The organism is Alcanivorax sp. (assembly GCF_040118815.1).
Lineage (GTDB): Bacteria > Pseudomonadota > Gammaproteobacteria > Pseudomonadales > Alcanivoracaceae > Alcanivorax.
This window is the reverse complement of record NZ_JBEDTC010000009.1, coordinates 139197-164889: the sequence shown is the minus strand read 5'-3', so window position 1 is coordinate 164889 and position 25693 is coordinate 139197. Positions and strand designations below refer to the sequence as shown.

The following is a 25693-nucleotide window of genomic DNA, read 5'->3' as shown; positions in this document are numbered from 1 at the left end:
GTTATGGATACCGGAGCCTCACAGATGAACCGACAGCTGGCCTTTTATCAATGGATTTGCCGCCGTTTGCAGCGTGATGAGCAGTTCAGCGGCCAGCCCAGCGCAGACTTGGAAAGCCTGCGAACGGTGCTGAAATCCTGTGACGTGCTGTTGGTCGCCGGTCACAGCAGCGTAGACCGGACCTTCAAGGTGATTGGCGATAGCCGCTACGCACGCGCGGTGCTCTACATCGGTCGCTTACACGACGTGGCAGACCCGGCACTGCGCGCCTTACTCGCGGACTACACCCCCTGCGAACCGGATACCCAACTAGTGATCGATGCCCGCCTGGAACGGGGGCTGATCGTGGAACCGCTATCGGCACTGGAAGGTCGTCAGATTCGCGTCTGCCGGGCTCAGGGGCTGAGTGACAATGAAGCTCAGGATGTGCTTCGCTACGCCATCAGCCGCATTGGCGCCGGTGGCGCTCAATCCTGGGGTGCGCTGGCCATGATGACTCTGCTCCCCTGGCGTTGGCTCCCGCTGCGCTGGCGCACCGGCCTGTTCCGACGCTGGGCCGGTGAACTGATCAAGGCGCTTAGCGGCACAGTGGTAGCCGATGCCTTCAGCTTTGTGCAGTTCCCGGTGATGCCGCTGGTGAAAGAAAGCGAACCGGCCGCCCGCTTACTCCGTCTGCAACCCAGAGCGATTACCGCTGCGGACTTCGACCACTCGCCCTATTTCGAAATCATCAAGGCACCCTTCCAACTGGATGCCATCCCCAAGGGAATTGATGCCCTGCCCTGGAAGGGCAACCAGGGTGCGCTGGCCCCGGAACGCCAGCGCCACCTGTCACTGGTGGAGCCGCCGAACGGAAACCACGGTTAACAGCGCCAGCAGCAGCCAGGACAGACTGCCCCCGCCACTACTACTCCCACCATCGCCCCCACCACTGACATTGCCGCCGGTAGATGCGCTACGCGCCTGGGCCGGATGGGTATTGGCCGAACTATCGTTCGCCGGATAATCCCCGTTATCAGTCCACACCTGCACGGCCAGGCTATCATCGCCCTGACCGTCCAGAATCAATTGCTGGGACGCCACTTTTCCCGGCGACAGGTCGCCCAATCCGCATTGCACCGAGGTACGCCCGAAACAGTTAGCCGGCAACGACACCGCGTTCCAGCCGGAGGGCAAGGTAAAGCCCACCCGTACCCGTGCCGCCGTCTGGTGGGTCGCCGCATTAACCACCTGGGCATTGACTCGCACCTGGCCATTATTGCCCCGCTGAGTGGTCAGGCTGAGCACCACATCCGGCTCATTGCTGAATACCAGCTTGAAGCTTTCCCCCAGGCTGGCGAAGTAATCGTGGGACACGCTGCTGATCGGCTCAACGCGAACCTCATCCGCCCAGCGATCACTGGCACTGAGGGTGACACTGTAAATCGCGGTTTCCTGCCCCAGCGCCAGGTCGCTGCTGCCACGGCAGTCCGTATAGCCACTCTGTTTCACACAGGTCAGCCCGGGAACGCGCACCGTAAGCCCGTTCTTGTGGGCGATGCGCAAACCCACGTTATTGGCCCGGGTCTGCTGGCTGGTGTTGGCAATACGCGTACGCAGCGTCGTTGACGCCCCCAGATTACTATAGGTGTCGGTGGTGCTGCCGGTGAGCGCAAGGTCCACCAGGCTGCCTGAGGTGGTTTGTTCCAGCCAGGTGAGATAGCGGTCCACACGGGTGTAGACTGCAGGCACGCCAGCGGTGGCGCATTGTTCATGGCCGTAGCTGGTAATACCGACCAGCCATTGCTGCCCCGGCTCGCCGTAGACCAGAGGGCCGCCACTATCACCACGACAGGAATCCTGCGCCACCCCCTGTGGATTCATTTCGCCCGCACAGATCTGATTACCGCTCAAGTTACTCCACTGGCTGGCGCAATAGCCACTGGACACATAGTCCACGCTGGCTTCACGCAGCGAGTCAGAAAGGCCGTTGCCGTTGGCTGACGTAGACCCCCACCCCATGATCTGCAGTGCTTCATCGCTGCCGCCCGTGGCCAGCGCAGACACAGTCTGCGGTTTAGCCAGATCCAGCGGCGTGGCGACGCTGTCTGAAGCCAGCTGCAACAGGGCCAAATCATTGTGGAAGGTGGCGGCACGGTAGCCCGGGTGCACCCGCACCGAGGATACCCCCAGGCGCTCCGCCGGGTTAGCGGTTGTCCGATCCAGGCTACCCAGAGCCACAAACAGTTGCCCAGCCTGCAAGGTGGCGCCACTGGACGTCACCACGCAATGTGCCGCGGTCAACACCCAGCCGGGTGCGATCAAGGTTCCACCACAGAGCGTGGCGCCATAGGCAGGATTTCCGGATCGACTGATTTCCACTTCGGCCATCCACGGCCGGATTGTTGCTACGTCCTGTCCCCCGATAATGCGAGGTTGAGCGTCAAGCGCCGATACCGTTTGTGCCAAACCCATCCCCAGCACCAAGGCGAACATCAAACGATACATAAAATTACCTTTCGTTAGCATTGCGTTACGCAGCGCATACTAACTAAGGTTTTAAGCGTAATCCTGTGACCCAGTTCTGATATTACAATGGTGGCACATGCGTACCTGAAGATGCTGAAAAATGACCACCAAGTCCCGTCATTTTTCGCCAACTTTTGCCACTTTTAGCGACAAATCCCATCAGCTTGCGCGCAATTACAGTGCAGAAAAAACCTCTAAAATTTACTGCTTATAGGGTAAACATTTTACATCTAATTATTACTTCTCTCCGCCTGACTCATCCGTCACAGCTGCACGGTCATCATTTTCATCGCCCGGTTCCGGCAACGCCCTGCGCGCTTTTGCACCTAGATCCTTCAATTGCTGGGCCTGACGGTACAGGTTGCCGCGGCCACTGCTGAGACGCTTGAAAGTGGTATCCCAGGCCACCTGGGCCTTGCCAATTTTGTCCCCCAGGTCATCCATGGATTCCCCTATCAACGACACCTGATCGCAGATTTTTCCTGCACGATCAGCAATATCCAAGGCATTGCGGTTCTGGTATTCATAGCGCCAGATGTTCTGGATAGTACGCAGGGTCACCAATAGCGTGGTCGGGCTAACCAATACGATGTTGCGGGCAAAGGCGTCCGTATAAAGGCTGGAGTCCTGCTCCATTGCCACCATAAACGCGCCTTCGATGGGGATGAAAAGCAATACAAAATCCAGGCTGCGAATCCCTTCCAGGCCGCTGTAATCCTTGGCATCCAGACCCTTGATATGACTGCGCAGGGACGCCAAGTGATCACGCAGCGCCTGCTCTCGCTCCTCTGACGTAGCCGCTGAAGAAAGCCGCTCGTAGGCCACCAGCGACACCTTGGCATCGATCACCACATCCTTGTTTTCCGGCAGGTGAACAATGGCGTCCGGCAGGCGCCTCTGGCCGCTCTCGTCTTTCAGCGTGACCTGGGTTTCATACTCGCGCCCGCGCGTCAGCCCAGAGGACTCCAGCACCCGCTCCAGAATCATTTCGCCCCAGTTACCTTGCGTCTTGGCCTGCCCTTTCAGGGCATCGGTCAGATTGCGGGCATCTTCGTGCATCTGCTGGTTCAGGCTTCTCAGGTGGCCCAACTGTTCGATTAAAGACGCCTGAGCGCGGGTCTCGTCACTGTGGATTTGATCTATGCGACGACGGAAATCCGCCAGCTGCTCACGAAACGGTTTGAGCATGCCATCCAACCCCTGCTGGTGCTGCTCTTGCAGTTGCTTACCGCGCTGGTCGAGCACCTTGCCCGACAAATTCTCAAACTCTTGCTTCAGTTGATCACGGCTTTGCTCGGAGAACGCCAGCTTCTCCTGCTGTCCGGCCAGGCGCTCTTCCAGCCGCGCCTTTTCCGCCCCCAGCTGCTGTAATTGGGCATCGGTGTCACGCTGACGTTGTTGCTGCCCTTCCAGCTGCTGCTTCAGCAACGGCACTTGGGCTAGCGGCTCACTCAATGCCTGCTTCTCGGCCACCAACATTGCTTCGCGGGCCATCGCCCGGCGTCGCTCCACCAACACCGCCACCAGTGCCGCCACGGCACCACCACATAGCGCCGCCAGCGCCACCATTGCATACAGATTCATGCTTGCGCCTTGTTAAACAGGGAAAAGAAATTATCCGCGGTGGCCTTGGCCAGCTCCGCCACACTAACGCCTTGAAGCTCGGCAACGCATTCCGCCACATGCGCGACATAACGGGGCTCATTGGGTTTGCCACGGAACGGCACCGGGGCCAGCCAGGGGGAATCGGTTTCAATCAACAGCCGCTCCAGCGGCAACTGCTTCACGGTGTCGCGCAGGCCCTCAGCATTGCGGAAGGTAACAATCCCGGAAATGGAAATGTAGAAGCCCAATTCAATGGCCTGCAAGGCCATGTCCAGATCTTCAGTGAAGCAATGCAGCACCCCTCGCACCTCGCCACCACCGTGCTCGCGCAATAACGCCAGTGTGTCGTCCTTGGCCCCACGGGTATGCACCACTAACGGCAAACCGGTTTCCCGGGCAGCCTGTATATGCGCAATGAAGTAGCGCTGTTGCCACTCCCGCTCCTCTTTGGCGTAAAAATAATCCAGCCCGGTCTCGCCGATGGCCACCACCTTCGGGTGCGCCGCTCGCTCTACCAATTCTGACGATTGCGGCTCGCGGGATTCCTTATAGAGAGGATGCACGCCCACGCTGGCAAAGACATGCTCGTATTGCTCAGCCAGTGCCTGCACCTGCGGAAAGCTTTCCAGGTCCACACCGATACAGAGCATATGGCTCACCCCCGCCTGCGCCGTGGCCGCCATCATGGCGTCAAAATCGCCGCCGTGGGCGTCAAGATTCAAGCGATCCAGATGGCAATGGGAATCCACAAAAGGGGTAGCAGGCATGGGACACTCCGAGGTTAAAAACGCAGGCATTGTAGAATAGATAGGCAACACGCGACACGCAGCACGCAACAACACGGGCCAGGTTTGTGTGTCTCTAAACGCATGGGGCCGCGCTCAGGTTAAGAGCGCGGCCCCAAAGGTTTCAATACGAAAAAACCTATCGCGTTGTTGCATGCAGCGTGATGCGTGTCAGCGTCTCAGTTTCACATCGTATGCGTCGGGCGATCCGATTCCAGTGAGCCTGCCAGATGATTTTCAATCGTCACGCGGGCAGTATCGTCCTGATCAGAGAATTGCACACCGATGCCAGCACTGCGGTTACCCTGAGCGCCTTTGGGCGTAATCCATACCACCTTGCCAGCCACGGGAATCTTGTCAGATTCATCCATGATGTTCAGCAGCAGAAAGATCTCTTCACCCAGCTTGTATTGCTTGTCGGTGGGAATAAACAAGCCGCCATTGGTAATGAACGGCATATAGGCCGAATACAGCACCGCCTTGTCTTTGATGGAAAGCGACAGAATGCCACTACGACCGCCGGGCATTTTCATGAACTAACCTCTTACGAAATTATTATTAATCTTGGATAAAGGTTAGTGCGCGGCTGCGGCAGCGTCAACGCCCACCAGCACCAACAACCACTGCTCGTACAACAATTCTTTGTTGGGGTTGGCCCCGGACAGCAGTGCCCGACGCCCTTCCAGCACTCGCTGGGCGGCTCGCAGCAAACGCGCCGGTGGCACAGCCTTGTTGAGTCGATCCAACAGCGGTGCCAAGGACGCATCAGCGCTCTGCTGGCCGGAAAACCGCTGATTCAGACAGCGCGACAACCAACCATAAATCACCCCGGCCATTTCCGTGGGATCATGTTTCGCCAACACCGGCGACGCTTGCGCCACGGACTGACGCCCTTCCGCCACACTGACCAGGGTATCGAGCAAACGGGCCCGGTCGGCAAACCAGTCCGCCTGCTCCAGTGCCAGCGCCTGTAGCGGCGCGCCCTGGGCGGCATCCAGTAACGAGGCGGCACTCTCGCCCACCTGGCTCTGCAACCACTGCAGCGCCTCTTCCTGCCCCGGTAACGGCAAGGTTCGCTGCTGACAACGGCTGCGAATGGTTGGCAACAGCAGCGTCGGCTGGTCACTGACCAGCAATAACAAGGTCTGCGCGCCCGGCTCCTCCAGCGTTTTCAACAACGCATTCTGCGCATTGCGGTTGAGCGCTTCCGCCGGATAAATAATCGCGACCCGATAACCACTGTACTGGGCCGTACGGGTAGCAAACCCCACCAGCTTGCGCACTTGGTCGATCTTGATGGTTTTGCTTTTCTCTTCCGGGCTGAGGCGGTGCAAATCCGGGTGGGTACCCGCAGTACTGAGCTGGCAACCCTGACACTGACCGCACGGTAGCCCAGCAGAGGGCTTATCGCACAGCAGGGTCTGCGCCAGGGATTCGGCCAACCGCAACTTGCCAATGCCTTTGGCACCGGTGAGCAAGAGGGCATGGGGCAGCCGCCCTTGCGCGTGTTGGTCAAGCAGTTTCGCCATGGCATCGCCATGCCAGGGGCACGGGACCTGCACTTTTGCGCCGGTTACCGCCATGACAGCATCTCCTCGACGATCCCGGCCAGTTGTTGCTGGACAGACATCAGCGGCTGCCCGGCATCCACAGTACGGAACCGGTTGGGCTCCTGGGCTGCGCGGGCCAGGTAACACTGACGGATGCGCTCAAAGAAGGCCTGATCTTCCTGCTCGATACGATCCAGAGCGGCACGCTTGCCGGCACGCGCCATGCCCACCTCGACCGGCACATCGAACAACACCGTCATGTCCGGGCGAGTGTCGCGAATAATCAGTGCCTCCAAGTCAGCAATGGCCGCGCTGTCCAGCCCTCGCCCTGCCCCCTGGTAGGCCCAGGTGGCGTCCACAAACCGATCACACAACACCCATTCACCGCGGGCCAGTGCCGGGCGGATCTTCTGTTCCAAATGTTGTGCGCGGGCGGCGAAGACCAGCAGCAGCTCTGTATCATCCGCCATGGTTTCGTCACCGGGTGCCAACAACACGCCACGGATCGATTCAGCCAGTGCGGTGCCACCGGGCTCACGACTCACCGTCACCGTCTTACCGGCCGCTCTGAGCGTTTCAGCCAACCATTCCAGGTTGCTGCTCTTGCCGGCCCCCTCGCCCCCTTCCAGAGTGATGAAACGACCGCTCATTGCCCGCCTCCGGGTGAAGAACGGTAGCCTTCCCGACGTCGCAGCTGATACTCACGCACGGCTTTGCGATGCTGAGCCAGGGTTTTGGAAAAAGAATGGCTGCCATCGCCACGGGCCACGAAATACAGAGACTCGGTTTCCCCCGGGTTCACCGCCGCCAGGATCGCTTCCCGGCCGGGCATGGCGATTGGCGTGGGCGGCAAGCCGCTAATCACATAGGTGTTGTATGGGGTCGCGCGGCGCAGGTCGGAGCGGCGAATATTCCCCGTATAGGATTCCCCCATGCCGTAGATCACCGTCGGGTCGGTTTGCAAGCGCATGCCCTTGTTCAACCGGTTGGTAAATACCCCGGCAATTTCCGGGCGCTCTTTCGGCACACCGGTTTCCCTTTCCACGATAGAAGCCATAATCAGCGCCTCGTATGGCGTGTCGTAGGGGAGATCCTTGGCCCGCTGCTGCCAGGCGTCGTCGAGAATATTTTCCTGACGCTCCAGCGCCCGGGCGAGGATGGTCAGGTCGGCAGTGCCACGAGTATAAAAATAGGTTTCCGGCGCGAACCAGCCTTCCGGATGTCGGTCCGGGCGCCCCAGCTCGGCCATCACTTGCTCGTCGGTCAAGCCGTCCAGACGATGGCTCAGGGTGTCCTGGGAGGCTAACCGGGCGCGCAGCTCACGGAAGTTCCAGCCTTCGACCAAGGTCAGGCTACGTTGCAAGACATCACCCCGGTCCATTTTCTCCAGCAGGGACAACAGCGAGTCGCCGGGTTTGAGTTGATACTCGCCCACATGCATGCGGCCATCCATGCCCGTGAAGATAGAATAAAGGCGCGCGCCGACACGGCGAAAACGGGCCTCCAGGCCCTGGCCGAGCAGGCCCTGCTCTTTGAGGTTGTACAGCACACGGCTCAAACCAGCGCCCCGGGGCACCTCCACCGTTAATGCTTCAGAAACCGGTAATGGGCGGTGTAGATAACTGCTGACCCAGGCCCCCGCCACGGGTACAGCGACTACCAGTAAGACAACCAGCAGTCCAAAAATACGGATTTTTTTACGCATAGTGCGGTTATTAGCCCTTCAGTGAGCCGGCCAAAAAGGTTTCTGTCGACTGTTGCAGTTTCTGGACCGATGTCAGCACCGGCCAATGCCATTGCGCCAGTTTACGCACCGCGAGCACGCCGACAACACTGTTACACAGAAACAGCCCCTCGGCAGTACGCAGCTGTGACAGTGGCCGCAGATCGCAGACCACCTTTTCGCCGCGCTGGCGCAGCGTGTCGTACAGGTGCGCTCGCATCACGCCGGCCACACCAGTTCCGGCGGCAGCCAGATCCGGCATCCACCAGTGATCGGCAAACCGGACAAAGAGATTCATTGCGGTCGCTTCCAGCGGCTGTCTGCGGGTATTGAGCAGCAACCCCTCGTCCCAACCCTGTCGCGCTACTTCACGGCGTGCCATTACCTGTGGGATACGGTTCAAATGCTTGAATCCTGCCAACGGGTCAGGATACAGCGGCGTCTGGCAGAGTCCCAATACCAACCCTTCGCGGCGATGCCGCTCGGACCAGACGGGCAGCGCCCCGCTTTGCCACAGGACCGTAGGTTTTGCCGATGAAGGCGGCAAATAGCCACGGCCACCGACGCCGCGGGTGACCGTCAGCTTAACCACCCCGGCCTCGCCGCAAAGCGCCGTAATACCTTCATTCAGGGCTGCGTCCAGTCGGGATGGATCGGGCAGCGGAATACCGAGCGCCTGCAGACCTGCGGCCAGGCGGGCACGGTGCCGCGGCCACAAGGGCGGCTCGCCGGAAGCGGCCACGCGCACGGTTTCAAAAACACCGTCGCCGTAGGCGAGGCCGCGGTCACGGGGATCCAGTGGCATTACACCTTCTTGAACAGCAAGGTGCCGTTGGTACCACCGAAACCGAACGAGTTGGACATCGCGTAATTGATATCCCGTTCCTGTGCCTGGTTCGCCACGAAGTTCAGGTCACAGCCTTCATCCGGGTTATCCAGGTTGATGGTGGGCGGCGCCACCGAATCACGCATGGCCAGAATCGAGAAAATCGCTTCCACTGCACCCGCTGCGCCCAACAAATGGCCAATCATGGATTTGGTAGAGCTCACCGCTACTTCATAGGCGTGGTCACCAAACAGGGTTTTCACCGCCATAGCTTCCGCCACGTCACCCATCTGCGTGGAAGTGCCGTGGGCATTGATGTAATCCACCTGATTCGGCTCGACACCGGCATTGCGAAGCGCATTACGCATGGCCCGCATGGCGCCGTCGCCGCCCTCAGCCGGCGAGGTGATGTGATAGGCATCATCGCTCATACCAAAACCGGCCAGCTCGGCATAAATCGTGGCGCCACGGGCCTTGGCGTGCTCATACTCTTCCAGCACCACCGCCCCGGCGCCATCAGCCAGCACGAAACCGTCCCGGTCCTTGTCCCAGGGGCGGCTCGCGGCCTGCGGATCATCGTTGCGGGTGGACAACGCGCGGGCTGCGGCAAAACCGCCCAGGCCCAACGGCGAAGAGCCCTTCTCGGCACCGCCGGCAACCATCACGTCCGCCTGGCCCAGTACAATCTGCTGGGCGGCAAACCCAATGTTATGGGTACCGGTGGTACACGCCGTTACCGTGGCAAAGTTGGGCCCTTTCATGCCGTACATGATCGCCAGATTACCCGCGATCATGTTGATGATGGTGCCGGGCACAAAGAAAGGAGACAGCTTGCGGGGACCGGAATCTAGCAGCTTGCGGTGGTTGTCTTCGATATTCGTGAGGCCGCCGATACCGGAGCCAATGGCAGCCCCCACGCGCTCGGCGTCTTCCTTTTCCATATCCAGGCCCGCATCACGCACCGCCTGAATGGCCGCCACCAGCCCGTATTGCACGAAGACATCCATCTTGCGAGCATCTTTGGGGGTCAGGTACTCGGAAATATCGAAGTCAGGCACCAGGCCGGCAAAGCGGGTAGCAAAAGGCTCCGTATCAAAGTGTTCGATGTTACGAATGCCACTCTTGCCCGCTTTGATCCCTTCCCAGGTAGAAGTCACATCGACTCCCAGCGGCGTGAGCATTCCCAACCCTGTAATAACGACTCGACGTGACGTCACCCGATACCTCCCAATCCATTATTTTGGCGCCCTTCAAAAGGAGCCTGAATGCGACAAGATACTACATACAGCCCGATAACTGCTTGCCGTAATGTAAGAAAACGTCACTTGCCACCACCAATATTCTGGCCACAAAAAAGCCGCAAGCTCATGGAACCTGCGGCTTTTCTGTTATTCGATCAACCGAACTCAGCTGTGCGCTTTGATGTAATCCACAGCGGACTGGACGGTGCTGATTTTCTCAGCTTCTTCGTCCGGAATTTCGGTTTCAAATTCTTCTTCCAGGGCCATCACCAGCTCAACGGTGTCCAGGGAGTCTGCACCCAGATCTTCAACGAAGGACGCTTCAGATTTTACGTCTTCCGGCTTAACACCCAGTTGCTCAACGATGATTTTGTTTACGCGTTCTTCGATGCTGCTCATGATCGTATTACTCTCCTGATTAATGGTGTGCTAGCACCTGTCAGCGGCTATTCTAGGTGAACGCTGTTTGCGCTTGCAAGCCGACTGGACCGATGCGGCTCCTTGAAGTTTTTCCAAATATTTTCTTCTGCGAAAACAGTCGATTAGACAGCTTTCCCAGAAACGTTCGGATGCCCACATTTTGAGCTACCCGGTAAACATGCCCCCATTGACGTGCAAAGTGGTTCCAGTTACGTAACCACCGCCATCACTGGCCAGCCAGCCAACAGCACTGGCAATCTCCGCCGGCTGCCCCAAGCGCCCCAGGGGAATACCCTGCAAAAGCGCCTCTTTCTGGGCTTGCGGCAAAGCTTCTGTCATGTCCGTCTGAATAAAGCCCGGTGCAACAGAATTCACTGTGATGTTACGTGAGCCAAGCTCGCGAGCCAACGCCCGAGAAAAACCTTCTACACCACCTTTTGCCGCTGCATAGTTGGCTTGCCCGGCGTTACCCATGGTGCCGACCACCGAGCTGATATTGATGATCCGACCCCAGCGCGCCTTGGTCATGCCTTTCAAGCATGCCTTGCTAACGCGATAAAGGGAATTCAGGTTGGTATTGATGACATCTTCCCACTCATCTTCCTTCATTCGAAGCATGATGTTGTCGCGGGTAATACCGGCGTTATTCACCAGCACCAGAGGAGCACCGAATTCGTCGTTGATGCTTTTGACGGTCTCGTCCACCGACGCCTTGTCGGCCACGTTGAGCATCTTGCCGGCACCGTTTTCACCCAGCGCATCGCCAATGGCAGCCGCACCTTTTTCCGTGGTGGCTGTGCCAACGACAAAGAAGCCATCAGCAATCAGCTGCTCGGCAATCGCCCGGCCTATGCCCCGGCTCGCGCCAGTGACCAGCGCCACTTTTCTCTCAGACATTCTTATTCTCCTTGCAGAGCTGCCGTGAAAGCAGCCTCTGTTTCCAGCGGACGCGCCGCCATATCGCGGTCAATGCGCTTCACCAGCCCACACAGAACCTTGCCCGGACCACACTCGTAGAGGTGCCCCACGCCCTGCTCTTTCAGCGCCTGGATGGTTTCCACCCACCGCACAGGGGAATAAAGCTGACGAATCAGCGCATCACGAATCTGCTCTGGATCCGTTTCCATGGCCACGTCCACATTGTTAATCACCGGCATCTCAGCCGCGTGAAAACGGGTACCGCTCAAGGTATCAGCCAGTTGCTCAGCGGCAGGCTTCATCAATGCGCAATGAGAAGGCACGCTTACCGGCAGTGCCATGGCACGCTTGGCACCTGACTCTTTACACGCCGCAATGGCGCGCTCGACCGCGTCAGCGGAACCGGCGATCACCACCTGACCGGGCGCATTGAAGTTGACTGCCTCAACCACTCCACCCTGCGCCGCTTGCGCACAAGCAGAGCGAACCTGCTCATCATCCAGGCCCAGGATCGCGGCCATACTGCCCTCATCCTGCGCCACTGCCTGCTGCATTAGCTGGCCACGGGTGCGAACCAGCCGCACGGCATCACCCAGATTGATCACACCGGCGCAGGTCAGCGCGGTGTATTCACCCAAGCTATGCCCGGCCAGCACATTCGGCCGTGGGCCACCGCTTTGCTCCCACAGCCGCCACAGGGCAACGCCTGCGGTCAGCAGCAAGGGCTGGGTAATTTCGGTTTGATTCAGTGCTTCTTTCGGTCCTTCCTGGGCCAATGCCCAGAGGTCCTGATCCAGTGCACCGGAGGCTTCCTGAAAGGTCTGTTTCACTGCCGGACGTTCGGCAAATTCACTCAGCATCCCCAGACTCTGGGAACCCTGACCGGGAAAAATAAAGGCTGTCTTCGACATTCAACATCCCCTTAAAAATAGGCAGGCCGCAGTATGCCGGCTTTCGCTTTCGCTGTCCGGTCGGGCCTGAAACAAAGTATGAATAGACGGAGCCAGCCGGCCCCGACACAGAATTTCAGTCAGCGCTGGCTTGACCCAGTGCATCGCTGATTAACGAGGGCACATTACGCCGCGCCTCCAGTTGCGCCACTTCCAGCGCGCAGGCGAACCCTTCCTTGCTGGTGCCACCGTGGCTTTTCACCACCACCCCACGCAGGCCCACCAGGCTGGCGCCATTGTAATGGTCCGGGTCCATGCGCTTTTTCAAGCCGACAAGAACCGGCAAGGCAAACAGGCCGCACAGCTTGCGCAGCCAGGATTGTTTGATTTCTTCACGCAGCATATTGCCGATCATTTTCGCCACGCCTTCCATGGTTTTCAGCGAAACGTTCCCGACAAAGCCATCACAGACCACCACATCCGCTTCGCCGGCAAAAATGCCGTTGCCTTCCACGAAACCGACATAGTTCAGGTCGTCGGCTCCGCGCAACAGGCCGGCCGCTTCCTTAATCTGTTCATTGCCCTTGATGTCTTCCTCACCGATGTTGAGCAGCGCCACCCGAGGATGCTCTACGCCATCAACAGCACGCACTACCGCCTGGCCCATCAGGGCAAACTGCAACAGGTGCGCGGGTTCGGAATCCACATTGGCGCCCAAGTCCAGCATATGACAGTGGCCATTGGCTGTGGGAATCGCTGTACAAATGGCGGGACGGTCTACGCCGGGAAGGGTTTTCAGCACAAAGCGGCTCACCGCCATCAAGGCACCGGTATTGCCGGCACTGACCGCCGCCTGGGCACGCCCTTCCTTGACCATATTGATGGTCACCCGCATGGACGAGTCTTTTTTCTGCCGCAGAGCAATGGCAACCGGATCATCCATGGCCACCACTTCAGAGGCGGGCTGGACAGTAATTCGAGAATGGTCGGCGATACCCGCCTGGGACAAGGCATCGGCCAAGGGTTCTGGCTGGCCGACCAAAATGATGTGCATGTGCGCGTGGCGAGACAGCATGGCTGCCACGGCGGGCACCGTCACGGACAAGCCGTGATCGCCTCCCATGGCATCCACAGCTAGCGTCACAACCGGCATGGGCTGCTTCCTTGTATTCAAATTTGGAGGCATTCTGACAAAATTCGCCCGCCGGCGACATCTCCCCGCATCCAATCACAAATCCACTTACAAAAAATCCTCCCGAAGGAGGATTTTGGGGTGCCCGCAGGACGGAACCTTACTGCACAGGGCAGCGCAGAACCCATCAGGCACAAAAAAACGGGAGCCGCAGCTCCCGTTTTTATACAACTTATTCGTCGTCAGATTCACCCTGACTGATCACCTGGCGGCCGCGGTACATGCCGTCCGGAGAAATGTGGTGACGACGATGCACTTCACCAGTGTTGGTGTCTTCAGTCAGCGCAGCGGCGGGCAGCGCATCGTGAGAGCGGCGCATGCCGCGCTTGGAACGGGTTTTACGGTTCTTTTGAACAGCCATTTCGAGCTCCTCGGGCGTTTATTCAGCCTGAATTTACTTGCCTTGACCTTTTAATTTGGCCAGCACGGCAAAAGGATTATCCGCGTTTTCGTGTTTCTCAGGTTCACCGCGATCATGCGGCAAAGCTGTCGGGCAAGGGTCATGCAGTGCCACCAACGGCATGGCCAGCAACAGCTCCTCTTCGATCAGATCGGTGAGAACCATGCGTTCTTCGCCAACCAACCAGGGGTCCAGTCGCTCCGGCAATGCCTTGGCCTGATCTTCATTCCACACCAGCGCCACATCAATACGGGCGGTAACGGAATAATTCACTGGCTCCAGGCAGCGCTGACATGGCAGCACCAATACGGTGCTAACCTCGCCCTTGATACGCCGATGCCCCTCTTCATCACGATCGAACGCCAGTGATATAGCTACTGGCTGGTCCAGACTTTCGCGGTATTCCTGCAGGCGAGGCAGGTCTCCAACGGTAAGCTGGCCCTCAACGACGCGACCTTGATCCGCATATTTGCGAGGATCGAGGAACTGTGGCAGTTGCCCTGAAAACATAAGCGCGCAATTCTAGGGCCGTGAGGCCCCGCTGTCAAAGTTAATGTGAGGCACTAAGCACCTGAGTCAACAGGGTTTTTCGTGCGTCATGAAAAAATAATCCTTACACTTGCCCCCGCAACGCGCGGAGACCCCCATGACTGACCAGACACCCACCCTGTTACTCGCCTCTTCATCGCCCTTTCGGCGGCAATTATTGGACAAGCTGAAGCTGGATTTTATCCACCAGAGCCCGGATATCGACGAGACCCGGCACAAGAATGAGTCCCCCACCGCTCTGGTGATGCGTCTGGCCCGGGAAAAAGCCCTGGCACTGGCGAACCAGCACCCGGACACGCTGATCATCGGCTCTGATCAGGTCGCCGTCATCGGCGACCAAGTGCTGGGCAAGCCCGGCGACCGGGACACCGCGATTCGCCAACTCAGCGCCGCCAGCGGGCAGCGGGTATCGTTTCTTACCGGCCTGTGCCTGCTCAACACAACCACCGGCCGCAGCCAGGTCGTCTGCGACCCCTTCCATGTGCAGTTCCGCACCCTAAAACCGGCACAGATTGAACGCTACGTGGATATCGAACAGCCATTAAACTGTGCCGGCAGCTTCAAATCCGAAGGGTTGGGCATTGTCTTGTTCAAGGCACTGGAAGGTCGCGACCCGAACACCTTGGTCGGCCTGCCTTTAATTGTGCTAACAGAATTCCTGGCCGCCGAAGGGCTTCAGCTACCTATATAAGGCAAAAGGCGAGCTCCGAACGCTGTTTCGCTTTTCGGAACTCGCCTTTTCTAGCTTCTAGCTTCTCGTAGCTAGCAGCTGTATTTCAACGAATCACCGGTGACGCACTCAGCCCCAACTGGGCCGCCATGCCTTCACCAATCGACACACCAAAACGGCGGATAAACTCTTCCATGGGGGAACGGCTAGAGCTGTAGTTGAGCATTTCCTCCTGCCCCGCAACCTCACGAACCACTTCACCCGGGCTCTTTAAGCCATCTATCAGCCCCAGCCCCAAAGCCCGCTCGCCGGTCCAGAACAAACCCGAGAACAATTCCGGGTGGCCATCCACTTTCAGGCGATCGCCACGCCCTTCCTTCACGGCAGTAATAAACTGCTGGTGGATGTCATCCAGCATGGTCTGCACATGCTTGCGATGGGACGGCTTAATCGGCGAGAACGGGTCCATCAAATCCTTGTTCTCACCGGCGGTGAGCACACGACGCTCCACGCCCAGCTTGTCAGCAGCTTGCTCCAGGCCAAAACCGGCCATGATCACACCGATGGAGCCGACAATACTGGCCGGGTCGGCATAGATTTCATCCGCAGCGGACGCGATAAAGTACGCCCCAGAGGCGCCCACATCCGTAATTGCCGCGTACACCTTCTTTTCCGGGTACTGCGCACGCAAACGCTTAATGGCGTTATACACCTGGTTGGACTGCACCGGAGAGCCGCCCGGGCTGTTGATCTTCAACAACACCGCCGTGGTATTTTCCGCTTCAAACGCCCGCGTCAGGCCGGTGACGATCAAATCCGCACTGGCATCCTGATCCGGCGCGATCACACCGTTGACGTCAACAATCCCCACATGATCTTCCGCCATGGTCACCGCAGAACCGGTTTTGCCCGGAATCACCATCACCAATATCGTAAACAGATACACAAAGGTCAGCGCCTTGAAAAAAATGCCCCAACGGCGAGACTTACGCTGCTCATCCTGGGCCTGACCCAGCAACTTCTCGATCAGCTTCCATTCCCGCTCATTCTGCGGGGGCTGGGAAGATGGCTGATTTTCCATAGTCACACACTCTCCATTACAAACTCAGACGCCGCCAATCCCACCAGCGGCAACAAGTGGTCCAATCTGTCGATCACAGCCAACGGCTCGCACGGGAGCAATTGCTCAACCGGGTGGGCACCGTAGCTCACACCAATGCGGTCAACACCGGCAGCACGGGCCATTTCCAGATCGAATGTAGTATCACCCACCACCACAGCCCGCTCTGGCGGCACAGCCATGGCCTCCAGCAGCTCCAGCACCATGGCCGGATGCGGCTTGGACTGGCTTTCATCGGCACAGCGGGAGGCATGAAAATAACGGTCCAGACCGGTATTTCCCCACACTCTCTGCAACCCCTTGCGGCTCTTGCCAGTGGCCACCGCCAGCTTAAAGCCACTTTCACGCAAGTGAATCAGCACCTGTTCCGCCGCCGGATAAAGGGCGCTGGGTGTCTGCTCGGCGGCAATAAAGTGAAAAGCATAGCGATCACGCATGGCTTCCACCCCGTCACCGTCCAGCTGCGGATAAAGCGTAGCGATAGCTTCCGGCAGTCCCAGCCCGATAATGCTGCACACCACTGGATCCGCCAGGGAAGGCAACTCCAAATCCAGCGCCGCCAACTGCATGCAGCTGACAATACGGCCGGTGGAATCCATGACCGTGCCATCCCAATCAAAAATCACCAGGTCATAAGGGCGAGCACTATTCATTGCTGACTCCGCAGGGCCGCCAGAATGGCCTCGCAATCATCATCCAGCGGTGCGGTCACAGTCAGTCGCTTGCCCGTATTTGGATGCACGAATACCAGGGTACGGGCATGCAGGCAAAGGCGACGACGACCGATTTCAGCCAACAGCGCCTCCCCTTTGGCAATCCCGTATTTGTCATCCCCCAGCAGCGGAAAGCCGCCAAACTGGCTGTGCACCCGGATCTGGTGAGTACGCCCGGTTTCCAGCGTGCCCTCCACCAACTGGGCCTGAGCAAAGCGCTCGAGCAGACGAAAATGGGTCACCGAGGGTTTGCCCTCACGGGAGACTCGCACAATGCGCTCGTTGCCATTCATCATTTTCAGCAGGGGCGCATCAAGGGTGCGCTCCTTGCCTTTAAAGCCCTGACACAGGAGCCAATAACGCTTTTCCACCTGGCCGCCCTGCATCAGGCGCTGTAACTTGCGCAAAAACGAGCGACGCCGCGCCACCATGATCAAGCCACTGGTATCGCGATCCAGGCGGTGCACCAGCTCCATTTCCTTTTCACCGGGGTACATCACCCGCAAGGCCTCAATCAGGCCCAGGCTGACGCCACTGCCACCATGCACCGCCAGCCCTGCAGGCTTGTTGAAAATAAACAACTGGTCATCTTCATAGACACAGGCCCGTCGCAAGCGCTCAGCCAACCCTTCGCTCACCGCCGGCGGCGCGGCGGATTCACTGGTTCGGATAGGCGGAATACGCACCACATCACCACTGGCCAGCCGGGTGGTCTGCTTGACGCGCCCCTTGTTAATACGCACCTCACCGGAACGGATAATCCGGTAAACACGGGATTTGGGTACCCCTTTAAGGTGGGTAAACAGGAAATTATCCAGGCGCTGGCCGTGCCGGCCTTCATCTATGGTGACAAACGTCACGCGGTTTGCTGCGGGGGTATCTTCTGACATGGCGCGATTCTATGCGTGATCGGGATAAAAGTCTGCATCTACCGTGGCGAAGCTCAGCAATCTATCTGATTGATCCGGCTGGCCTTTTGTTGCTATAGTCAAGCGTCGACCTGAATAGGCAACGGCGACGCGCAGCGAACATTCGCCGTTCGGCCCTCTCCGGCTACAGCCGATGAAGACAGAGCCCGCCCCCAGGTCACAGAAAAAGCGTTAGGCCCACCTTCCACACGGGAAATACCCACACGGAACTGGGCTCACGCTGCAGAAGACCCATTTACAGCGCCCGAAAACGGGCCCTGAACATTAACGATGGTGGCCTGCAGCGCCGGTCAAATGACCTGGAAAACAGACAGACAAGAGTTTACACATTGCTGTGTGATAATAACCACGGCAATCGCGTGAAGCATTACAGACTGGCCAACTGCCAGCATGATTACGCACTAAACATTGCACACAACTCGGAGAGCCGCTAACTCAGGCAAAACGATCACCAAGGAAAGCGATTCACACGCACAGCGTGCGCCCAATCCGTGACATGCCTGCCACAGCACTCCCCCTGGTCTGCTACCGGTTACACCCGGCCCTGCCCCATGCCACCACAAACTTGTGGTAGCACCATGAAACGTATGCTTATTAACGCCACTCACCCTGAAGAGGTTCGGGTGGCACTGGTCGACGGACAACGTCTGTACGACCTGGATATCGAACACCGCACACGGGAACAGAAAAAAGCCAACATCTATAAAGGCAAGATCACCCGGGTCGAACCGTCCCTGGAAGCCGCCTTTGTCGACTTCGGCGCCGAGCGCCATGGCTTTCTGCCCCTCAAGGAAATCTCCCGCCAGTACTTCCAGAAAGACCCCAAGGACATCCAGGGTCGCGTTAACATCAAGGAAGTCATCAAGGAAGGTCAGGAAGTCATCGTTCAGGTGGCCAAGGAAGAGCGCGGCAACAAAGGCGCCGCCCTCACCACCTTTATCAGCCTGGCTGGCCGTTATCTGGTACTGATGCCCAACAACCCCCGTGCCGGCGGCATTTCCCGTCGTATCGAAGGGGAAGAGCGCGCGCAACTGAAAGAAGCGCTGGGCGCACTGACCATTCCCGATGAAATGGGCGTCATTGTGCGTACCGCCGGGCTTGGCCGCAGTGCCGAAGAACTGCAGTGGGACCTGAACTACCTGCTGAAGCTGTGGACCTCCATCGACGATGCCTCCCAGGATCGCAAGGCGCCCTTCCTGATTTATCAGGAGTCCAACGTCATCATCCGCGCCATCCGCGACTACCTGCGCAAAGATATCGGCGAAGTGCTGATCGACTCCAAGAAAGTCTACGACGAAGCTCAAGGCTTTGTTCAGCAGGTGATGCAGGACTTCCAGCACAAGATCAAACTGTACGACGACGAGACCCCGCTGTTCTCCCGTTTCCAGATTGAGTCGCAGATTGAGACCGCCTTTGAGCGCGAAGTGAAGCTGCCTTCCGGTGGCTCCATTGTCATCGACCCGACGGAAGCACTGGTCTCCATCGACATCAACTCCTCCCGTGCCACCAAGGGCGCGGATATCGAAGAAACCGCCCTGAACACCAACCTGGAAGCCGCCGAAGAAATTGCCCGGCAGCTGCGACTGCGGGATATCGGCGGCCTGATCGTGGTCGATTTCATCGACATGGGCCCCGCTCGCAACCAGCGTGACGTGGAAAACCGCATGCGCGATGCGCTGGAACAGGACCGCGCACGCATTCAGCTGGGCCGCATCTCCCGTTTCGGTCTGCTCGAACTGTCCCGTCAGCGCCTGCGTCCAAGCCTGGGTGAAACGTCCAGCATCGTCTGCCCCCGTTGCGACGGCCAAGGCCACATCCGTGACGTGAAATCCCTGGCGCTAAGCATCCTTCGTCTTATCGAAGAAGAAGTGATGAAAGAGCGCACTGGCGAGATTCAAGCCCAGGTGCCGGTGGCCGTTGCCACCTACCTGCTCAATGAGAAGCGTGATCCCCTGCGCGCCATTGAGAAGAACCACAACGTCCGCGTAGTGATCATTCCCAACCAGAACCTGGACACGCCCCACTTCGAAGTGGAGCGCATCCGTGATGACCAGACATCCACTCAGCTGAGCCATGAAATGGATCTGCTGGAGGGCAACAAGGATGCAGACATCGCCTCCGCCCAGGACACGGAAATCAAAACCCAGGAGCCGGCCGTCAAACTGATGGCACCGGACACCGCCGCACCGCCGCCCAAACCGGCAGCCGCCGCAGCACCGACCCCGCAAGCACAGAACCTGGGCTTGTTGGCGCGCCTGTTCACCTGGCTGGCCCAGGTCTTCACTTCTGAGCCCAAGCCTGCCAAAGCGAAGAAAGAACAGCCCCAACGCAAAGGCGACAGCAAGCAGCGCCAGCAGCAAAACACCCGTGGCCGTGGTGGCAACAACCGCAACCGCAACGACAACCGTAACAACGATAACCGCGGCAAGAGCGACAACCGCAACAAGCGTGATGGCGGCAAAGGTGGCGATAACGACAATCGCAATAACCGCAACAAGCGCCAGAACGACAAAGACGGAGGCCGCAAGAACGATAACCGTCAGGCGGACAATCGCTCGTCCGAGAATCGCAACGACAACCGTGGCGACAACAAAGACGACAGCAACCGCAACGAACGTCGCGGCCGTAACGACAACCGTCGTAACAATCGCAACAACGACAATCGTGGCGACGCTCGTAACGAAAATCGTAACGACAACAAGCCCGACAGCAAGGCAAATGACGGCGGCAAACCGCGTAACAACCGCAAGCCGGACAATGCTGCTGACAGCGCCGACAGCAAAGGCAGCGACAAGGGCCCGAAAGCCCCACGCCGCACCGATGCCAAGGACGATCGTCCGCTGCGCGAACGCCAGCGTCCAGGCAAAGGGGACAACAATAGCGACGGCAAGAATGCGGTAGCTCAAGCTTCTGCGGACAAGCCGCAGCGCAACAATGCGCCCAAACCAGCCCGTGTGCGTAACGAGCAGCCCGCGCCCGTGGATGATGAAGGTCACCCACCGGCCAAGCTGGTACCGGCACAGGAGCCATCTGCGCAAACGAAGACCGACGATCAGGCTAAAAAAGAAGTGGCCAAGGCTGCTCAGACAAACGAGCAACCACCGGCTGCCAGCAAGCCGCAAGCCGCAGCTGAACCGGAGCAGGAACCAACCGCTGCACCGGCTCAGCCGCAGCAACCTGCTGCTGAGCAACAACCGGCCACCAAGGCCCCGGCCGCGCAAAACACCGCCGCGCCGAAAGCCGAGGACGATAAACCGGCCAGCGCTCAGCCGGCAACCAGTGACAGTGACACTGCTATCGCTACTCCGGCGCAGGAAAAGCCGGTTGCCGAAAGCCAGCCGCAGCAGCCTAAGGCTGACGCGCCGAAAACCGCCGATGCCGAGAAAGCAGCGCAGCCGGCTCCACAAGCTGAAGCTGCCAAAGACGCTGCGACAGCACCGGCAGCAGCTCAACCGGAAGCAGTCAAACCGGCAGAGGTACCAGCTCCGGCCAAGCCGGTAGAGGAAAAGCAGGCAGAAAAAGCGGTAGAGGCCGAAGCTCCCAAAGCAGAAGCAGACGCTCCCGCCGCCGAGCCGGCAACCCCAAGCCGGGCCAGCAATGATCCGCGCTCTCCGGGCTACAAACCGACCCCGGCGGCCCCGGCCCCCCAGGCGGAAGAAAAGCCCAAACCGGCCCCGGCCAGCAATGAGTTGCCCAGCCGTGCCACGGAAGTGAAAGCGGTCAAGGCAGAAGCCAAACCCGCCGCCGCCGAGCAAGGCCGTGCCAGCAACGACCCGCGCCAGCGTCGTCGTGAGCAGCTAGCCGCTCAGGAAGCCGCCAAGGCCCAAGCGGAGCCTCCCTCAGAGTCTTGAGGAAAGCCCCACCCACAAAAAAGCCCGCTTCGTGCGGGCTTTTTTGTGGTTAGTCGAGGGTTAGAGGAGCATCACGTTTTTAGCAGTTTGGCCAACTTCGCGAGCTGCCGGACGCTCGATGCCGGGGCCTGACGTAAAGAACATACAGCCTGAGAGGCTGTCGTTATCCCGGTACGTTTTTGCTCTGCGAACCACCACGCCGCTCACGCACACCAGGCGTGACTTTCTTACAGCGCATAGTGGCCGAATACCGCTTCAAGCAGCGGCAGAGTCATTTCGAATAGAGGTAAAAGGGCATCAGGTTTTGAATGAACGCGTTCGACGTCAGCCGTCTAGTGATTTACCGATTAGATAATCGGTAACGGGGACTACTACGGCAACAACACCGGTTCCTGCTCCAATGTCACGCCGAACTGCTCCAGCACATCGGCACGAACCGCGTCGGCCAAGGCCATCACATCCGCACTGGTTGCCCCACCGTGATTGACCAGTACAAGAGCTTGCTCGCTATGCATACCAACCGGGCCCAGGCACTTGCCCTTCCAGCCGGCCTGCTCAATCAACCAACCGGCAGCAAGCTTCACACCCTGCGGTTGCGGATACGCCACCAAGTCAGGAAAACGCACCTTAAGGGCATCAGCCTCCGCCCCGTTCACCACCGGGTTTTTGAAGAAACTGCCGGCATTGGCCAATACTGCTGGGTCTGGCAGTTTACTTTGCCGTACCGCGATCACCCGCTCACGCACCGCCACTGGCGAAACCTCATGTTCTGGCAGGTGACCGAAAGCTGCCTGGAGCGGCCCGTAACGCACATCACAACGCGGCTGCTTGCGCAGACGAAGCTCAATGCCGGTAATGATATAACGGCCCCGGTCGCGACTTTTAAACCGACTATCCCGGTAGGCAAATTCACACTCATCCGCCGCAAAATGTTCGACGCGAGCCGTGACCACATCCAGCACCGTCACCTGCTCCAGCACCTGGGACAATTCGACCCCATAGGCGCCGATATTCTGGAAAGGGGCTGCGCCAGCGGTGCCTGGAATCAAAGACAGGTTTTCCAGCCCCTGCCAGCCCTGTGTAACGGTCCAAGCCACCAGATCGTCCCAATGCACGCCGGCACCCGCCGCAATCCAGACATGCACATCGTCTTCCTTTACCTGCACCATGCCATCAATGGCCAGGCTCAGCGTCAAGCCTGGCAGGTCTGAACCGATCACCAGATTACTGCCCTCACCGATGACAAAGAGCGGCTCCGCAGGATTGCGCTCGGCCAATACCTGCGCCAACTCATCCACGGTGGACGGGCGCGCCAAGCGGTGGGCCCGTGCTGGTAAGCGCAAGGTGTTGAGCGCTGTCAGGTCGGCATCACACAGCTGGGAAGACGAATCGGCAGGCGGCAACGACTGGCTCACAGCTGCTCCCGCACACGGTCCAACAAGCCGTCAGCACCATCTTCAATCAGGTTCAGAACCGTGTCGAAACCGTCCTCGCCACCATAATAAGGATCAGGCACTTCCCGCACCGATGTATGCTGTGCGTAGTCCAAAAAACGGGCCACAGTACCTTGATACGATGCCGGACGCATGGCTTCCAGATTCACCAGGTTGGCGTCATCCATGGCCAGCACCCAATCGAATTCAGCAAAATCCGCCGGGCTGACTTGCCGGGCACGCAACGCATCCATCGGGTAGCCCCGTCGCAATGCCGCTTCCTGGGTTCGCGGGTCCGGGGCTCGGCCGATATGCCAATCGCCAGTGCCTGCGCTATCAATGCGGATACGGTCTTCCAGGCCGGCGGCCTTTACGCGCTCGCGGAATACCACTTCCGCCGTAGGCGAACGGCAAATGTTGCCAAGGCAGACAAACAATACCGACACGCTCATTTCTCGCCTCCCAACTCTGCTCGCAAACGATCAAGATCCGCCTGGGTATCGACCCCACCGGGAACCGGCTCAGAGGCCGGTTCAACATGGATAGACACACCATTGGCCATGGCCCGCAGCTGCTCCAGGGACTCCAGCTGCTCCAGGGTGGCGGGTTGCCATTGCACATACTGGTGCAAGAAAGACACACGGTACGCATAGATGCCGATATGGCGCCACCACTGGCCACCGGACATGTCCTGTTTACCATCCGCAAACGCATCGCGATGCCAAGGCACCGGTGCCCGGGAAAAATACAACGCCCTGCCCTTGTCATCGAACACGGCTTTCACCACATTCGGATTAAACAGATCGTTCGCGTGCTCAATGGGTTCACACAAGGTAGCCATCTGGCAGTCCGGATTATCAGCAAGATTCATCGCCACCTGGTTAATCACCGCCGGCGGAATCAATGGCTCGTCACCCTGCACATTGACGATAATGTCATCGTCAGCCAGCTCCAGCTTTGCCGCCACTTCCTGAAGGCGGTCCGTCCCGGAGGGGTGATCCGCCCGGGTCATAACCACGGGCACGGTGTCAGCCAGCACATCTGCAATACGGGCATCGTCAGTGGCCACATAGACCTGATCAGCAGCACTTTGCTGGCAGCGTTCCGCTACCCGCTCCACCATGGTTTTGCCGGCAATATCCGCCAACGGCTTGCCCGGTAAACGGGTAGACGCATACCGCGCCGGCACCACTACATAAAAGCTCATTCACTACCTCGGCAACAAAATCTGGGTAGAGTTGAAAGTGTAAAGTTCAAAGTTAAAACGCGAAGATGTTCAGCGTGGGTTTTGATAATTTTCCATTCCGCGCTGATAGCACAGCCTTGGAGTCACTCCCGCCTTGAAGGCACTTTTCAACTTTGAACTTTACACTTTCAACCCTCTTTACCGTCCACTCCCAGCGCCCGATCAATCATCTGATCCAGCAACCCGTCCGGCAAGCTCGCGGTCACAGGAAGAAACCACCAGTGGGGTTCGGAAAAGGGAGCACATTTCACCGCATCTTTTTCTGTCATCAGCACAGGTAAACCATCAGAAAATGCCAGATCCGCCGGCTGGTAAGCATGATGATCCGGAAAAACGTGGGGCGTCGCATTCAAACCGAGAATGCTCAGCAAATTGAAAAAACGTTTGGGGTTACCGATACCGGCCACGGCATGCACCTGGGGATGCTGGCGCAAAAAATCGTCCGGGCTCAGGGTGCGATCATCGGCCAGGCAGGTCATGCCTGACGGGCGCATGATCATCGGGTAAGCCCCGGTCCAGCCACCGCCAGTGCTGATCACGAAATCCACTTCCTTAAGCCGGGTAGCTGGCTCACGCAATGGGCCTTCCGGCAAACAGCGACCATTACCCAGCCCGCGCTGACCATCCACCACCACCACTTCGGCGCTGCGCGGCAGAGCATAATGCTGCAAACCATCGTCGCTGATCACCAGATCCGGGGCGTATTCGCGGATGGCCACATCCAGCGCATTGCGTCGGTCCGGGTCCAGCACCACAGGAGCCCCGGTACGGCGAGCAATCAGCACAGGCTCATCCCCGACTTCCAGCGCATCACTGCTAGCAGACACATGCTGGGGATACTGCTCGGTTTTACCGCCAAAGCCGCGGGATACCACCGCCACTTTCAAGCCTCGTGAGCGCGCCGCTTTCACCAACGCAATCACCAATGGGGTTTTGCCTGTACCGCCCACGGTGATATTGCCCACCACCAACACCGGGACAGGAGGGCTTGGGCGTTGTTTTCTAAATTGTTGCAGACGGCGCCGCGCCTCAAAAGACACCAGCGCAGACAGAGGCCGCAGCGGAACCAGCCAGGGACTGCCCTTATACCAACCCTGTTGAATCCATTCGCTCAGTGACCCCAT

The 25693-nt window shown here is 58.7% G+C and carries 25 protein-coding genes; 3 read left to right on the top strand and 22 right to left on the bottom strand.

Features of this window, described 5'->3' with window-relative positions; all coding sequences use genetic code 11:
* Positions 1–24: 24 nt before the first annotated feature.
* Positions 25–867 carry a hypothetical protein gene (locus tag ABNH18_RS07270; RefSeq protein WP_349382175.1) on the top strand — a complete coding sequence of 281 codons (843 nt, stop codon included), beginning with the start codon at positions 25–27 and terminating at the stop codon, positions 865–867.
* Here the strand turns inward: ABNH18_RS07270 and ABNH18_RS07265 are convergent.
* The 15 genes from ABNH18_RS07265 to ABNH18_RS07195 form a co-directional block, all read right to left on the bottom strand.
* Positions 832–2487 carry a S1 family peptidase gene (locus ABNH18_RS07265; protein WP_349382174.1) on the bottom strand — a complete coding sequence of 552 codons (1656 nt, stop codon included), beginning with the start codon at positions 2485–2487 and terminating at the stop codon, positions 832–834. The two genes, ABNH18_RS07270 and ABNH18_RS07265, sit on opposite strands and share 36 nt — an antisense overlap.
* Before the next feature lie 258 nt (positions 2488–2745).
* Positions 2746–4092, bottom strand: a complete 1347-nt coding sequence (locus tag ABNH18_RS07260) for a DNA recombination protein RmuC (protein ID WP_349382173.1) — start codon at positions 4090–4092, stop codon at positions 2746–2748.
* Positions 4089–4880 carry a TatD family hydrolase gene (locus ABNH18_RS07255; RefSeq protein WP_349382172.1) on the bottom strand — a complete coding sequence of 264 codons (792 nt, stop codon included), beginning with the start codon at positions 4878–4880 and terminating at the stop codon, positions 4089–4091. Before ABNH18_RS07255 ends, ABNH18_RS07260 begins: the two co-directional genes overlap by 4 nt.
* A gap of 203 nt (positions 4881–5083) precedes the next feature.
* Positions 5084–5431 carry a PilZ domain-containing protein gene (locus ABNH18_RS07250; protein WP_035247354.1) on the bottom strand — a complete coding sequence of 116 codons (348 nt, stop codon included), beginning with the start codon at positions 5429–5431 and terminating at the stop codon, positions 5084–5086.
* 42 nt (positions 5432–5473) lie between these two features.
* Positions 5474–6481: a DNA polymerase III subunit delta' gene (locus ABNH18_RS07245; RefSeq protein WP_349382171.1), complete on the bottom strand. Its 1008-nt coding sequence runs from the start codon at positions 6479–6481 to the stop codon at positions 5474–5476.
* The gene (gene tmk / locus ABNH18_RS07240; RefSeq protein ID WP_349382170.1) at positions 6472–7098 is read right to left on the bottom strand and encodes a dTMP kinase; all 627 of its coding nucleotides are present in this window, start codon (positions 7096–7098) and stop codon (positions 6472–6474) included. Before tmk ends, ABNH18_RS07245 begins: the two co-directional genes overlap by 10 nt.
* The gene (gene mltG, locus ABNH18_RS07235; protein ID WP_349382169.1) at positions 7095–8153 is read right to left on the bottom strand and encodes an endolytic transglycosylase MltG; all 1059 of its coding nucleotides are present in this window, start codon (positions 8151–8153) and stop codon (positions 7095–7097) included. The genes tmk and mltG overlap by 4 nt, the downstream gene beginning before the upstream one ends.
* Positions 8154–8163: 10 nt before the next feature.
* A complete protein-coding gene (pabC, locus tag ABNH18_RS07230; RefSeq protein WP_349382168.1) occupies positions 8164–8976 on the bottom strand; it encodes an aminodeoxychorismate lyase in 813 nt (270 codons plus the stop codon).
* Positions 8976–10214 (bottom strand): beta-ketoacyl-ACP synthase II, encoded by a 1239-nt coding sequence (gene fabF, locus ABNH18_RS07225; protein WP_349382167.1) that lies wholly within the window; start codon positions 10212–10214, stop codon positions 8976–8978. The genes pabC and fabF overlap by 1 nt, the downstream gene beginning before the upstream one ends.
* A 189-nt stretch (positions 10215–10403) precedes the next feature.
* Positions 10404–10637 carry an acyl carrier protein gene (gene acpP, locus ABNH18_RS07220; protein WP_007149764.1) on the bottom strand — a complete coding sequence of 78 codons (234 nt, stop codon included), beginning with the start codon at positions 10635–10637 and terminating at the stop codon, positions 10404–10406.
* A gap of 186 nt (positions 10638–10823) precedes the next feature.
* Complete coding sequence (gene fabG, locus ABNH18_RS07215) at positions 10824–11555, bottom strand: 3-oxoacyl-ACP reductase FabG (RefSeq protein ID WP_349382166.1); 732 nt, start codon at positions 11553–11555, stop codon at positions 10824–10826.
* 2 nt (positions 11556–11557) lie between these two features.
* Complete coding sequence (fabD, locus tag ABNH18_RS07210) at positions 11558–12487, bottom strand: ACP S-malonyltransferase (RefSeq protein WP_349382165.1); 930 nt, start codon at positions 12485–12487, stop codon at positions 11558–11560.
* 115 nt (positions 12488–12602) lie between these two features.
* Positions 12603–13619: a phosphate acyltransferase PlsX gene (gene plsX / locus ABNH18_RS07205; protein ID WP_349382164.1), complete on the bottom strand. Its 1017-nt coding sequence runs from the start codon at positions 13617–13619 to the stop codon at positions 12603–12605.
* A gap of 211 nt (positions 13620–13830) precedes the next feature.
* A complete protein-coding gene (gene rpmF, locus ABNH18_RS07200; RefSeq protein ID WP_007151009.1) occupies positions 13831–14019 on the bottom strand; it encodes a 50S ribosomal protein L32 in 189 nt (62 codons plus the stop codon).
* A gap of 33 nt (positions 14020–14052) precedes the next feature.
* A complete protein-coding gene (locus ABNH18_RS07195; RefSeq protein ID WP_349382163.1) occupies positions 14053–14568 on the bottom strand; it encodes a YceD family protein in 516 nt (171 codons plus the stop codon).
* A gap of 136 nt (positions 14569–14704) precedes the next feature.
* On the opposite strand from ABNH18_RS07195, the gene ABNH18_RS07190 reads away from it, so the two are divergent.
* The gene (locus tag ABNH18_RS07190) at positions 14705–15298 is read left to right on the top strand and encodes a Maf family protein (protein WP_349382162.1); all 594 of its coding nucleotides are present in this window, start codon (positions 14705–14707) and stop codon (positions 15296–15298) included.
* 85 nt (positions 15299–15383) lie between these two features.
* On the opposite strand, the gene sppA is transcribed toward ABNH18_RS07190, so the two are convergent.
* Genes sppA through ABNH18_RS07175 form a run of 3 tightly spaced genes read right to left on the bottom strand, consistent with a single transcriptional unit; the run spans position 15384 to position 18000 of the window.
* A complete protein-coding gene (sppA, locus tag ABNH18_RS07185) occupies positions 15384–16358 on the bottom strand; it encodes a signal peptide peptidase SppA (RefSeq protein WP_349382185.1) in 975 nt (324 codons plus the stop codon).
* Positions 16359–16360: 2 nt separating this feature from the next.
* Entirely contained in the window at positions 16361–17050 is a 690-nt protein-coding gene (locus ABNH18_RS07180; RefSeq protein WP_349382161.1) for an HAD-IA family hydrolase, read from the bottom strand.
* Positions 17047–18000, bottom strand: a complete 954-nt coding sequence (locus ABNH18_RS07175; protein ID WP_349382160.1) for an RluA family pseudouridine synthase — start codon at positions 17998–18000, stop codon at positions 17047–17049. The genes ABNH18_RS07180 and ABNH18_RS07175 overlap by 4 nt, the downstream gene beginning before the upstream one ends.
* A 617-nt stretch (positions 18001–18617) precedes the next feature.
* Here ABNH18_RS07175 and rne point away from each other — a divergent pair.
* Positions 18618–21890, top strand: coding sequence for a ribonuclease E (rne, locus tag ABNH18_RS07170; protein WP_349382159.1), 3273 nt, complete (start codon positions 18618–18620; stop codon positions 21888–21890).
* Between the two features lie 371 nt (positions 21891–22261).
* Here rne and murB read toward each other — a convergent pair whose 3' ends face one another.
* The 4 genes from murB to lpxK all read right to left on the bottom strand — a co-directional run bounded on the left by murB (position 22262) and on the right by lpxK (position 25693).
* Positions 22262–23305, bottom strand: a complete 1044-nt coding sequence (gene murB / locus ABNH18_RS07165) for a UDP-N-acetylmuramate dehydrogenase (protein WP_349382158.1) — start codon at positions 23303–23305, stop codon at positions 22262–22264.
* Positions 23302–23775, bottom strand: coding sequence for a low molecular weight protein-tyrosine-phosphatase (locus ABNH18_RS07160; protein ID WP_349382157.1), 474 nt, complete (start codon positions 23773–23775; stop codon positions 23302–23304). Before ABNH18_RS07160 ends, murB begins: the two co-directional genes overlap by 4 nt.
* Positions 23772–24530, bottom strand: coding sequence for a 3-deoxy-manno-octulosonate cytidylyltransferase (gene kdsB / locus ABNH18_RS07155; protein ID WP_349382156.1), 759 nt, complete (start codon positions 24528–24530; stop codon positions 23772–23774). Before kdsB ends, ABNH18_RS07160 begins: the two co-directional genes overlap by 4 nt.
* A gap of 167 nt (positions 24531–24697) precedes the next feature.
* A complete protein-coding gene (gene lpxK, locus ABNH18_RS07150; protein WP_349382155.1) occupies positions 24698–25693 on the bottom strand; it encodes a tetraacyldisaccharide 4'-kinase in 996 nt (331 codons plus the stop codon).